Here is a 12,444-nt window from a genome sequence, read left to right as displayed (position 1 = left end):
GTACGTGTGAGCTGTTCGGGGGTCACATCCGGAGCGAACCATCACACGGTGGCATTGACCAGTCACAACAGGCTGACCTAACAAAGCACTACTAGGGACCGCCCCGGCCAAGGGTGAGCCTGGTCAGCTCGACCCGCGAGTGGATGTCCAGTTTGCGGAAGATCTGACGCAGGTGGAAGGCGACGGTGTGCTCGCTGATGAACATCTGCTCGGCGGCCTGGCGGTTGGTCAGCCCCTCGGAGACGAGGCCGCAGACAGCCAGTTCGGTGCCGGTCAGGCTGTCCCAGCCGGAGACGGGGTGGTCGGTGGTGACCCAGTGGCGGCGGCGTTCCCCGAGGGCGCGCAGCCTGCCGCGAACCCGGGCCGCGTCGCGCAGCGCCCCCACCTCGTCGTAGCGGGACAGTGCGTCGTCCAGGGCTCGTACCGCCAGGTCGCGGCAGCCGCCGTCGGAGCCGAGCAGTACCCCGAGGTCCTCGGCGGCCGAGGCGCGGGCCCACGGGTCGGTGTGCCCGTCCACGGCGCGGCCGAGTGCCTGCCGGTCGCGTTCGCGCAGGCCCCGGGCGTGGACCGCGGAGATCGCGGGGTTGGGCAGGCCGGGGTTGCGGCGGGCGATGTCCTCGGCGGCGCCGACCACGGCGTCGGCCCTGCGTGTGTCGTCGACGGCCATGGCCACCCGCACCAGCCAGGCGGCGGCGGCCGGTTCGCTGGTCAGCGCCCCGGTGTGCCGGGGCAGCGCGTCGTAGACCCGGCCGAGGGAGCTCATCCCGCCCGCGGCCCCGTCCAGGGCCTCGCTGATGCGGCCCGCCGCCAGTTCCGAGCGCAGCCGCGCGTATGGCGGCGCGTCGCGTGCTCCCCGCGCCAGTTCGCTCTCCAGGCATCTGATCGCCCTGGGCAGGTCTCCCGCCCGCAGTGACGCGGTGCCGAGCACGGACAGGGCGGAGGAGGTCAGGGACGGTACGCGCAGGGCCTCGGCGGCGGTCAGGCCGGTCTCCGCCCGCGCGATCGCGCTGCCGAACCGCCCGGCGGCCAGGTCGAGGCGGGCGCGCAGCAGCGGGATCTCCACGGCCCACTCGGGGTGGCGGGCCGCCTGCGTCTCCGCGTCGGCCGTGACGGCCTCGGCCTCATCGAGCAGCCACAGGTCGATGAGCATCGTGGCCAGTACGGCCCTGGGCCCGGGGTGGTGCCCGGCGCCCGGCCGCTCCACGGCCTCGCGGGCCAGGTCCAGGCCGTGGGAGAGCCTGCCCTCGTCCCAGGCCAGCAGGGCGGGCAGCATCAGCGTCTCGGCGTTGGCGCCGCCGTTCACCCGGTGCGGCCCGGCGACCGGCACGGCCCGTTCGATCTGGCCGTGCAGCGCCCGCCGTACGGGGGCGGGGACCGTCTCGACGACCGAGCGCCACAGCAGTTCGTGCCGGAAGGTCAGTTCCTCGGGGGTGGCGTCCAGCACGCCCGCGGCCAAAGCCTCCTCAAGGGCGGGCAACAGGGCGGCGGGGGTCTCGCCGAGCATCTCGGCGGCGTAGGCGGGGGAGAAGGACCGGCCGAGTACGGCCGTCGCCTCAAGCAGGTGCCTGGTCCTGGTGCTGACCTCCTCAAGGCGCCGCCGTACCGCGGTGTGCACGCGGCGGGGCAGCGTGGGGCCGGTCAGCCTGGCGAGGCCGTCCTCGACCTTGACCGCGTCCTCCTCGCGCAGCCCGGTGAGCAGTTCGACGAGCAGGAACGGGTTTCCCCCCGCCTGCGCGGCCAGGGCCGTCAGTTCCTCGTCCGGCGGCGCCCCGAGCGTGTCGGCGGCCACCTGGGCCACCGCCTGCCCGCACAGGGGGCGCAGTGTGACCGTCGCGGCCCCCTCGCGCCGCAGCAGGCCGAACAGACGGGCGTCGTCGGTGCCCTCAACGGGACGGCGGGCCAGCAGCCAGGCCAGGGGGAGGCCGGTCAGCTGGGCGGGCAGCGCGCGCAGTGCCATGAGTGTGGCGGGGTCGGCCCAGTGCAGGTCGTCGAGGGTCACCAGCAGCGGTCCCCGCTTCGCGCGCCGTTCGAGCGCGTCGCGCACCTGATCGGCCAGCCGCATCAGCAGGCTCGGCGCGTCGGGCACGGCGCTCCTGGTGACGGCGGCGGCGGAGGGGGACTCGTCGAGGGCGGACAGCAGCGGCCCCAGCGGGGTCAGCCTGCCGAGCATGTCGGCCCTTCCTGAGACGACGGCCGCCCCCCTGCCGGGGGCGGCGGCGCACGCCTCAGCGAGCAGGAGGCTCTTGCCCGTTCCCGGTTCGCCTTCGACGAGGATCACGCTGCCCGGGGCTCCCGCGGTCTCCAGCAGCCGCAGGACCGTCGCCCACTCAGGGGCCCGGCCGCGCATCGTCCTGTCCGAGATCCGAGATCATATAGGCGATTTTCTCCCCGATGTCCACTTCCATCATGCCCTTGGGTGGCGAAACGGCTCGTCAAGAGAGGTTCAGGGTTGGGAGTGGACGGGTGTGATCGCCCGGTTACCGCATATCGCCTCCGGTGTGTGAACGCGCGTAGTAGCCTGCCTTCGAGACCCGGGTAAACGTCATCCACCTCGTACGTTCCAGTATTACCTATTGATCCTGTAGGAAAAGGGGGTAAACTGGTGGTCCCCCGCACGAAGGAGCCGCCATGAGCCCGGAACCTGGGACAGAGAGCCCCTTGCGCGCGGCGACCGAGGCCGCGAGATGGATCCGCTCCGCGGCGGTCGACGACGAGCGGGGACGGCACTGGAAGGCCAACCCCGACCCACGGGGCAAGGCCGCCCTGACCGGCCATCCGCTCTCGCTCTACTCGGGCGCGGCGGGCATCGTCCTGTTCTTCCTCGAACTGGCCGCGGCGACCGGCGACGAGAGCTACCTCGACGACGCCAGGGCAGGAGCCCGCTACCTCGCGGCCACCTGGCGCGAACAGGCCGACCTGTCCCTGCACCACGGCCTGGCGGGGGTGATGTTCACCCTGGCGGAGGCGGGATGGGCCGTCGGGGAGGAGGCCTTCGAGGCCGAGGCGGTCGCGGTCGCCGACCACGTCGTGCGCAGCGCCCGCTCGATCGACGGGGGCCTCGGCTGGACGGGCGACCCGGCCCAGCGTGGCGACGGCGGCGTCATCCTGGCCCTGCTGCACGCCTCCGGCATCCTGGGCGTCCCCGCCTACCAGGAGGTCGCCGTCGAGGCGGGCACCCGCATCGCCGAGCTCGCCGTACCCGGCCATCGCTTCGGTCACGGCGCGTGCGGCGACCTGCCGCTGGACGCCGTCACGCCCGGCTTCCTGTCCGGCACCGCGGGCACCGCCTTCCTGCTGGCCCGCCTCTACGGCCTGACCGGGCAGACCCGCTTCCTCGGCGCGGCGCGCAGGGGGGCCGACTTCGTCCGCGCGGTGAGCGCCGTGAGCGAGCGGTGCGCTCTGGTCCCGCACCACATCCCGCAGGGCCGCGACCTGCACTATCTCGGCTTCTGCTCGGGTTCGGCGGGCGTGGCGCGGATGTTCTACGAGCTGTACCGGGTCGCGGGCGACGCCGGAGACCTCGACTGGGTCGAGCGGCTGGCCAGAGGCATCGTCCGCAGCGGCGTGCCCGGCCGCCAGACCGAGGGCTACTGGAACGTGGCCTGCCAGTGCTGCGGCACCGCGGGCCTGGTCGAGCTGTTCGTCGGCCTCTGGGCGGCGACGGGCCGCCCCGCCCACCTGGAGTTCGCCTGCGAGCTCGGCGACAACCTCATCGGCAGGGCCGCCGGGCACGACGAGCGCGGATCGCGCTGGTACCAGGCCTACCGCAGGTTACGCCCCTGGGAGGTCACCGCGGACACCGGCTACATGGTCGGGGCGGCGGGGATCGGGGCGGCGCTGCTCCACCTGGACGCGACCGCGCGTCCCGAGGAGGCGCGCAGGCTCCTGCTGCCGCCGGACAATCCCTTCCCCGCCATCCCGTTCCCGGCGGCGACGCTCCGCAGGCCCTGACCGTCTCACCGACCTGTGCCTCGTGGCCGTCAAGGGACGGCCAAAACTCGTGACCATGATTGGTGATTCCCCGTGAGCGCTGCCGAAGCCCTGCCTAGCGTCGATGACGTGCTGACATTCGACGATCTCCTGCCCGACCCCGCCCGCTCCGCCGTGGCCGTCGAACCACCACGGGCGGCACCGGGCCACTGGGCGGGCGCGCCCAGCGCGGTCGCGGCCGACGGGCTGATCTATCTGGCCTACCGGTTGCGCAGACCGGTCGGCGAGGGACGCGGTTACGCGGTCGTCGTCGCCAGGTCCCGCGACGGCGAACGTTTTGAGACCCTGGTCACGGTCACCCAGCAGGAGATGGACACCGAGTCGCTGGAGCGCCCCACACTGGTGCGCACCCCGCAGGGCCGCTGGCGGCTCTACCTCAGCTGCGCCACCCACGGCACCAAGCACTGGCGGGTCGAGGTGCTCGAAGCGGACGACCCCGCCGGGTTCGACCCCGCGGTGCGCCAGGTCGTGCTGCCCGGCGACCCCAAGACCGGCGTCAAGGACCCCGTCATCGTACGGCGCGGCGGCCTGTGGCACCTGTGGGCCTCCTGCCACCCCCTGGCCGACCCCGACGAGGCCGACCGCATGGTGAGCGACTACGCGACCAGCGTGGACGGGATCGAGTGGACCTGGCAGGGCACGGCGCTCAGCGGAAGGCCGGGGATGTGGGACGCCCGCGGAGCCCGGATCTCGGCCGTCCGCTTCGTGGGCGAACAGGTCGTGGCCCTGTACGACGGCCGGTCCTCGGCACTGGAGAACTACGAGGAGCGCACGGGGGTGGCGACCGGCACCGATCCGGCGGAGCTGACCCCCAGGGGGACCGGCCCGGCCGCATTCTCCCCGCACGCCGGCGGCGGCCTGCGCTATGTGAACGTCGTGGACCTGCCGGACGGCGGGCGGCGGCTCTACTACGAGTACACCCGTGCGGACGGTGCCCACGAACTGCGCACCGAACTGCGCTGAGCGCCGGGTTCCCGGGGCTCTCCCGGGAACCCGGCGCTCACGCCTGCGGGCGCCCGTTCCTGGCCTGGCGCTGACCGTCGGGACGGGTGCCGACCAGGCCGCCGGAACGCTCCCGGGGCAGCAGCCAGTCGCTGAAGTCCTCCCCGGTCACCCGCTGCAGCAGCGCCACGTCCTCGGCGAAGTGGCCGATCAGCCGCTCGCGCTGCTCCCAGGTCAGCGGACGCCGGGCGCGGGCGCGCTGCTGCAGGCGCCGTTCGAGGGGGTCGGTGAGGGCGCCGCTGATCCGGGGCGGCAGGAACCGGCCGACCGCGGCCCCGGTGCGGAGCACCCTCGACAGCGCCCGGTGGGTGCGGGTCGGCTCGGGGTGGGCGGTCACGTTCTCCCTGGGCACCTCGGTGATCAGCCCGGGTTCGGCCCCCAGGAAACGGCAGATCCGGTCGAGGGTGGCGACGGGCCTGTCGACCAGGTCCCGGTACCGGAAGATCAGCACCTGCTCGCGGGGGAACAGCGTGAACAGGTGCTCGAGCTGCTCGCCGTACCGGCCGAGCGCGAGATAGTGCCAGAACGGCGCCCAGCCCGCCGCGATCCTGTGCTCCTCCTCGGCGCAGGCCTCGACCACGTCGCCGACCGGCTCAAGCCCGGCCGACCACAGGTGCGTCCAGTTGGAGTGTGCCCGCTCGACCGGGTCGCGCAGCGCCGCGATCAGCCGGACGCCGGGGATGGTCTTCCTGATGCGTCGCTGGGCGGCCCGGTCGTAGAGGTAGAACGGGGTCGACTCCCCTCTGGGCACCCCGGCCGGCGCCTGCGCGAACAGTGCCTCGTAGTCCTCACGCCGCCAGAGGTGCTCACGGTAGGTCTGGGCGTCGCCCGGCCCGCCCCTGGTGGGCGGCGGGCCGTCGCTGAGGAAGAACTTCGGTTCCTTCACGGGGGACAGGAAGAGCCCGGGATGACGGGACAGCGCGGCGTGCAGGGCCGTCGTCCCGGACTTGGGGGCGCCGATCGTGAGGAAGTCTGGCAGCGGCATCGTATTACCCCTAATTCCTACTTATTTTATCGCAAATATAGCTCTTCCTGGGGCGAAGACAAGCGCCCGGGTGGCCCGGGGGAGGCCCGGTTGGCTAGCCTGACCGCCATGACCGCCTCGCAGCCCTGGACGGTCGGCGTGCTCATCGCCGACGACGACCCGCTGGTGCGCGCGGGCCTGTCGATGATGCTGCGCGGCGCCCCCGACATCCGGGTGGTCGCCGAGGCCGGTGACGGCGCCGAGGTGCTGCCCCTGGTCTCCCGGCACGCCCCCGACGTCGTCCTGATGGACATCCGGATGCCCGTCATGGACGGCCTGAGCGCGACCGAGGCCCTGCGGGCCAGGGCGGGAGCGCCCGAGGTCGTCGTCCTGACCACCTTCGACGCCGACGAGCACGTGCTGCGCGCGCTGCGTGCCGGAGCCGCGGGCTTCCTGTTGAAGGACACCCCGCCGGAGGAGATCGTGGCCGCGGTGCGCCAGGTGGCCAGGGGCCTGCCCGTACTGTCCCCGGCGGTGACCAGGCGCCTCATCGCCCGGGTCGCCGACACCGGCCGCGACCGGCACCGCGCCCGAGCCCTGGAACGCCTCGCGGCGCTGAACGACCGCGAGCGCGAGGTCGCCCTCGCCCTCGCCGGAGGCAGGTCGAACGCCGAGATCGGGGCGCTGCTGCACCTCAGCGTCCCCACGGTCAAGACCCACGTCTCCGGCGTCCTGGCCAAGCTCGGCCTCAACAACCGGGTCCAGATCGCGTTGCTCGTGCACGACGCGGGACTGCTCGACGACCGGGAGTGAGAGGCGCCGCCGTACGCCCGGCCGTCATGACGGTGAAACGGCCGGGCGGCTAGCATGACCGCATGGAACCCCGGCACATGCGGCTCGTGCTCGGCGGGGGCTCCCTGGTCAGCCAGGTCGGCCGCGATCTGCGCGCGGCGACCGAGGCCCAGCTGACGCCCTTCGACGTCACCACCCAGCAGGCCGCCGTCCTGCTGCACGCCGCGCGGCACGAGAGCAGCCCGAACCAGCTCGCCGCGCAGCTCGGCACCGACACCGCGGGCATGACCAGGCTGCTCGACCGTCTGGAGGCCAAGGGCCTCATCCTGCGGAGCCCCCGTCTGGGCGACCGCAGGTCCGTCGTCATCGAGCTCACCGGGGAGGGGCGGGAGCTGGTTCCCCGCCTGATGCCGGTCTTCCGGCACATCGCCCACAGGCTCCTGGAGGGCTTCTCCGACGATGAGGTCGAGCAGCTGCTGGCGCTGCTGCAGCGGATGCTCGGCAACCTCGGCGGCCCGGCCCCGGCCAATCAGTGAATCTACTTTGTAAAGGGCCAAGGCCCATGCAACGAAAGAGGGGAAGCAGTGGCACACGAGGCCGTCTGGGCGGTCATCACCGCGATGTACGAGGCCTACCTGCGCGGTGACCGGCCGGGGATCGACCGGCTGCTGCATCCCGAGGCGACCATCTGGGACTCGGCGGAGCAGGTGCTGATCACCAGCAGGGAGCAACTGGACAAGGTCCGTGACGCCCGCCCGCAGGACGGTCCCGCCGAGACGGGGCTACGGGTCCACGACGAGGTCGTCGACGTGTGGGGCGACACGGCGCTGGCCAGATACCTGCTGCGCGTGGACTTCGCGCAGGGGGCCCCGGAGATCGTGCGGACCACCGCCGTGCTGCGGCGCTCCGGAGACGAGTGGCGCATCGTGCACCTGCACGAGAACACGCTCTGACTCCGCCCAGGTCACCTGGGCCTGAGCCGGCGCAGCGTGTAGCCCTCGCCCGAGGGGTCGAGTGACCGGGTCGCCCGCTTGAAGAGATACTCGGCCCGTTCGTAGGAAAGCCGCCCGCGCCCCGTCTCCGGGCACAGATCCGCCGGGACGGGCCGTCGGGACGGCCCGGGTCTGCGGTCGGCGAGGAACAGCGGGCCGCGGGCCCGGCCGGCCACCAGGCGGGGCAGCAGCCGAGCCGTCCCCGAGCGCCAGCCGATCCAGACGCCGCCCGAGAGCGCCCGGCGATCCTCCAGGTCCAGGTCCTCGACGTTCAGCGACAGCACGGCCCGCACTCCGGCGGCCGACTCGTGCAGCAGCCGCCACAGGGCCAGCTCCCGCACGGGCAGGTCGTCGCGCTCCCAGAGCGCCGCCAGCAGCGCCGGGTCGATCATCTCGGCGGGCGGGCCGGTCTCGGCGCGCCGGTCGAGGCGGGCGGACAGGTCCTCCAGCGAGGCCCAGGCGCAGAAGGAGCGGACGGCGGAGCGGTGCCGGTTCCACGTCCTGGCGGCGGAACCGCCCCAGGCCGTCTCGAACACCCGCGCCACGTGTTCCGGGGTCATCGAGGTGAGCGGGGCGCGCTCGCCCAGGGCCAGGCACAGCCGCCGCAGCGTCTGCCCGTAGGAGCGCGAGGTTCCCGCGTCCAGGTCCTCACGCGCCAGGAAGCCCCGTACGGCCTGGCCGAGCGTGGGCCCGGCCACGTGGGGGAGCGCGAACCCCTCCGCCCGGCGGAGCAGGAAGTCCCGTTCGGCGGCGTTGCCGGTGAGAAGGGCGGCCCGCTCGAACTCCAGCCGCGCCTCCTCGTACCGTCCCAGCCTGGCCAGCAGATCGCCCCTCACCCCGGGCAGGAGGTGGTAGTCGCGCAGCGCGGGATCCCCGGTGAGCGACTCGACCAGGTCGAGCCCGGCCTGCGGGCCGTGGGCCATCCCCACCGCCACGGCCTGGTTGAGCCGCACGACCGGGGTGGGCAGCAGCAGGGCCAGTGCCTCGTACAGGCTCGCGATCCGCGCCCAGTCGGTCTCCTCGGCGCTCGCCGCCTGCGCGTGGCACACGGCGATCGCGGCCTGCAGCACGTACGGCCCCGGCGTGCCGCCCGCCTGCCTGGCCCGTAGCATCGCGGCGAAGCCACGGTGGATGAGCAACCGGTCCCAGCGCCCCCGGTTCTGCTCGTGCAACTGGACGGGCTCACCGGAGGGGCCGGTACGCGCCGCCTCGCGGGAGGCCTGGATCTCCATCAGCGCGACCAGCCCGTGCACCTCCGCCTCGTACGGCGCCAGCCCGGCCAGCAGCCTGCCCAGGCGTAGCGCCTCAAGGCAGAGCGCGGGGCGCGTCAGGTCGTCCCCCGAGGTCGCCGAGTATCCCTCGTTGAAGATCAGGTAGATGACCTCCAGTACCGAGGCCAGCCGCCCGGCCAGTTCGGGGCCCTGCGGCAGCTCGAACGGCACCCGCGCCTCGGCGAGGACACCTTTGGCCTCGGCGACACGGCGGGCGATCGACCGCTCGTCGGTCAGGAAGGCCCGGGCGATCTCCGCGGTCGTCAGGCCGCCGACGAGCCGCAGGGTCAGCGCCACCCGCGCCTCGGTCGCCAGGATCGGGTGGCAGGAGACGAACATCAGCCGCAGCACGTCGTCCTGTTCGGGGTCCCGCTCGGGGTCCGGCGGCTGGTCCGCCTCCCGGGTGAGGCGTTCGTCACCGAGTTCGAGGCGCCGCGCGCGCCGGATGTGGTCGACGGCCCGGCGTTTGGCGACGGCCGTCAGCCAGGCGCCCGGGTTGTCGGGGACACCGGAGTCCGGCCACTGTTCGAGCGCGGAGACGAGCGCGTCCTGGGCCAGTTCCTCGGCCAGGCCGACGTCGTGCACCAGCCTGGTGAGACCGGCGACGATCTTCGCCGATTCGAGTTTCCAGACCGCGCCGACCGTGCGATGGACGTCCGTCACGGCATCGATGACAGCATCCGTCACCTCGGCTCGCAAACCGGCGAAGCGCTGGAGGGCTACCGCAGGGCGTTCAGGAAGCGGGCCGCGACCGGGGCGGCCGTCGCTCCGCCGCTGCCGCCGTTCTGGACGAAGGCCGCGAAGGCCAGGGAGCCGCGGTAGCCGATGAACCAGGCGTGGGAGTGGCCTCCGGCGACCTCGGCGGTGCCGGTCTTGCCCGCGGTGCCGGGGGGCAGGCCCGCCGCCGCGGCGGTGCCCTGGGTGACGACGGCGCCCATCATGTCCCGCAGTTGCGCGGCCACCTCGTCTCCGATCGGCACCTCGGGCGGTGAGTCGGCCGGGGGTCGTTCGGTCATGACCGCCGGTTTCCACACGCCGGTCGCGGCGGCCGCGGCGACCTCGGCCATGCACAGCGGGCTGGCCTGCACTGAGTTCTGCCCGATGGCGTCGGAGCCGAGCTCGTTCAGGTCGGTGTGCGGCCTGATCCGGCAGGAGCTGAGGCCGGGCTTCTCCCTGAAGCCGAACCGGTCGGCGGCCTCGGTCCGCAGGCCGCCGTCCCGCAGCCGTTCGTAGGACTGCTGGACGAAGGTGGTGTTGCAGGACAGCGCGAAGGCCGTGGTGAGGGGGAGGACGCCGCGGTCGGCCGGTTCGGCGTTCGTGAAGCGCCTGGCGTTGGGGATGGTGTAGGCGGCGGGGCAGGGGACCGGGGACCGGGAGGTCAGTCCGGTGCGCAGCAGCGCGGCGGCGGTCACCACCTTGAACGTCGAGCCGGGCGGGTAGAGGCCGTTGAAGGCGCCCTTGCCGCCCAGGGTGTCGGCCACCGCCCGCACCTGGCGGGTGCGCAGGTCGATCGCCACGAGGGCGGCGGGCGCCTGCAGGCCGTCCAGGGCGTGGGCCGCGGCGCTCTGCACGTCCTGGGAGATCGTGGTGCGGGTGGCCTCACCCCCTTTGGAGGGGGAGGCCAGCAGTACCCGTCCCGAGGGGAGCTCCCGCAGCTTCAGCTCGGTCGTGGTGCCCTCCAGCCCGGTGAAGTAGTCACCCGCCCTGCTGCCGGCGGGGAACGGCAGGCCCTCGCGGGTGAGCGTGGCCGGTCGCCTGACCTTGGTCTCGGTGAGCCGCAGGCTCCTTCCCTCGCCGAGCGAGGGGTGCATCGTCTGCGGGGTCCAGCGGACGCGCCACTGGCCGGCGTGCCGTACCAGGTGCAGCACGGAGGAGAACGGCCACGGCCCGAGGCCGGTGATCTGCCGCACCCCCTGGAAGGGCACCTCGGCTTCGAGCGCGCTGCGCCGCCGCGGTGTCTGCGGGGTCAGGGACGGCGGCGCGGTGATCCGCAGTTCGGCGTCGAAGCGGCGGTGCCGTTCGGCGAAGTCGACGGGGGGAGCCGAGACGAGGCCGGCCATCGCGGCCAGGTCCCCGGCCTGCCAGGCGGTGAGGTACCTCACCGCGACCTCCTGCGGATCCCCTGCCTGAACGGTGGCCTGGGTGGTGGCCTGGACGGCGGCAGGGGGCGCGACGGGCGGAGGCGACGACGGAGCGGGGGGCACCGGGGGTGACGTTTCGGGCGCGGGGGTCTCGGCCGGCTCGAAGACGAAGGTTCCGGCGGCCCTCGGAGTCGGCGTGGGCGAGGTGGAACCGCCGTCCGTGACGATCAACGTCCCGTACACGCCGAACCCGGCGATCGCGAGCGCCAGGGCGATCAGGGCGAGAACCAACCGGCCGCGCATGTCCTCCTCCGGAGGTCTCGACGGGGGCACGCGAACGTCCGGAAACGGTCTCGTCCATCGTCCGTACGGCTGCGCGTCCCTGATTGTGCACCATATAGTGTGAAATCCATAATCCTGGGACGTGCTGAATATCGCCGTGGATGAAACAGATGGGATACGCGACCGAATTCCCTTACATCAAGCTTTCTCCAGAAATTCAGACATCTGCTAGTAAGAGATGGGTTTTCCCGGTTCGCGGAAAGGCACGCGAAAATCGGGAACCCGGCAAGCAGGGCTCCCGCACCGGGCCCGGGTGGCGCGACCGTCCGTGACGGGGCCGGCACGCTCTCGGGCTTCGAGCCGGCCGTCGGGCCCGTAGCGAGCCGGTCAAGCCCGGGGCGCCGTGAATCTACTTTGTAAAGGCGAGTAGCCTGGAGGAATGGCCCAGCCGTACCTGACCCCGGAGGGCGTCACCGAGCACGAGATCGAGATCAAGCGGTCACGGTTCATCTGCGCTCTCGCCCCCGTCCGCTCGGAGGAGGAGGCGCGCGCCTTCGTCGCGGCCCGTAAGGGGCTGTACGCCGACGCGACCCACAACTGCTCGGCCTACGCGGTCGGGGGAGAGCTGGGCGCCCGCAGGGCCGACGACGACGGCGAGCCCGGCGGCACCGCGGGCACCCCGATGCTGGAGACCCTGCTGCGCAGGGGGATGGGCGACGTGGTCGCGGTGGTCACCCGTTACTTCGGCGGGGTGAAACTGGGGGCGGGCGGCCTGGTCAGGGCGTACGGCTCCGCGGTCGGCAAGACCCTGGACCTGGCGCCGCTGGCCGAGATGGTCCCGGCGAGGGTGATGACGGTGACCGTCGACCACGTCCGCGCCGGGCGTCTGGAGAACGACCTGCGCGCCTCGCCGTACGAGGTCAGGCAGGTCGGTTACGGCGCGGAGGTCTCCTTCCAGGTCGCGGTGCGCGAGCGCGACCTGGCGGCCTTCCCTGACTGGGTCGCCACCCTGACCTCGGGTGGCGCCGAGGTCGAGCGGGGTGAGGCGATCCACCTGCGGGCCTGACCCC

10 protein-coding genes are annotated in these 12,444 nt (G+C 73.0%); 6 read left to right on the top strand and 4 right to left on the bottom strand.

Annotation, left to right across the window (positions count from 1 at the left end; genetic code table 11):
* Nucleotides 1-91: 91 nt before the first annotated feature.
* A complete protein-coding gene (locus tag ABZ470_RS22090; protein WP_362913386.1) occupies nt 92-2,347 on the bottom strand; it encodes an AAA family ATPase in 2,256 nt (751 codons plus the stop codon).
* A gap of 281 nt (nt 2,348-2,628) precedes the next feature.
* On the opposite strand from ABZ470_RS22090, the gene ABZ470_RS22085 reads away from it, so the two are divergent.
* Together ABZ470_RS22085 and ABZ470_RS22080 are read left to right on the top strand one after the other, a co-directional pair.
* Nucleotides 2,629-3,951, top strand: a complete 1,323-nt coding sequence (locus tag ABZ470_RS22085) for a lanthionine synthetase LanC family protein (RefSeq protein WP_352012534.1) — start codon at nt 2,629-2,631, stop codon at nt 3,949-3,951.
* A gap of 108 nt (nt 3,952-4,059) precedes the next feature.
* Nucleotides 4,060-4,953: a hypothetical protein gene (locus ABZ470_RS22080; RefSeq protein ID WP_362913384.1), complete on the top strand. Its 894-nt coding sequence runs from the start codon at nt 4,060-4,062 to the stop codon at nt 4,951-4,953.
* A 37-nt stretch (nt 4,954-4,990) separates the two neighbouring features.
* Here ABZ470_RS22080 and ABZ470_RS22075 read toward each other — a convergent pair whose 3' ends face one another.
* Nucleotides 4,991-5,977, bottom strand: coding sequence for a sulfotransferase (locus ABZ470_RS22075; RefSeq protein WP_362913382.1), 987 nt, complete (start codon nt 5,975-5,977; stop codon nt 4,991-4,993).
* A 108-nt stretch (nt 5,978-6,085) separates the two neighbouring features.
* Here ABZ470_RS22075 and ABZ470_RS22070 point away from each other — a divergent pair, with 108 nt between their 5' ends.
* From ABZ470_RS22070 to ABZ470_RS22060, 3 genes are all read left to right on the top strand, one after another.
* Complete coding sequence (locus ABZ470_RS22070) at nt 6,086-6,769, top strand: response regulator transcription factor (protein ID WP_352012531.1); 684 nt, start codon at nt 6,086-6,088, stop codon at nt 6,767-6,769.
* Nucleotides 6,770-6,831: 62 nt separating this feature from the next.
* Nucleotides 6,832-7,284 (top strand): MarR family transcriptional regulator, encoded by a 453-nt coding sequence (locus ABZ470_RS22065; protein WP_362913380.1) that lies wholly within the window; start codon nt 6,832-6,834, stop codon nt 7,282-7,284.
* Between the two features lie 48 nt (nt 7,285-7,332).
* Complete coding sequence (locus ABZ470_RS22060) at nt 7,333-7,701, top strand: DUF4440 domain-containing protein (protein WP_362913378.1); 369 nt, start codon at nt 7,333-7,335, stop codon at nt 7,699-7,701.
* 11 nt (nt 7,702-7,712) lie between these two features.
* Here ABZ470_RS22060 and ABZ470_RS22055 read toward each other — a convergent pair whose 3' ends face one another.
* Together ABZ470_RS22055 and ABZ470_RS22050 are read right to left on the bottom strand one after the other, a co-directional pair.
* The gene (locus ABZ470_RS22055; protein ID WP_362913376.1) at nt 7,713-9,674 is read right to left on the bottom strand and encodes a sigma-70 family RNA polymerase sigma factor; all 1,962 of its coding nucleotides are present in this window, start codon (nt 9,672-9,674) and stop codon (nt 7,713-7,715) included.
* A 56-nt stretch (nt 9,675-9,730) separates the two neighbouring features.
* On the bottom strand, nt 9,731-11,395 hold the full coding sequence (locus ABZ470_RS22050; RefSeq protein ID WP_362913374.1) for a penicillin-binding transpeptidase domain-containing protein: 1,665 nt from the start codon (nt 11,393-11,395) through the stop codon (nt 9,731-9,733).
* A 418-nt stretch (nt 11,396-11,813) separates the two neighbouring features.
* Between ABZ470_RS22050 and ABZ470_RS22045 the strand changes: the two genes are divergently transcribed.
* A complete protein-coding gene (locus tag ABZ470_RS22045) occupies nt 11,814-12,440 on the top strand; it encodes a YigZ family protein (RefSeq protein ID WP_352012526.1) in 627 nt (208 codons plus the stop codon).
* Nucleotides 12,441-12,444: the final 4 nt, after the last annotated feature.

Source organism: Streptosporangium sp. NPDC020072, assembly GCF_040631445.1.
Taxonomy (GTDB): domain Bacteria; phylum Actinomycetota; class Actinomycetes; order Streptosporangiales; family Streptosporangiaceae; genus Streptosporangium.
This window is presented reverse-complemented; position numbering and strand designations above follow the sequence as displayed.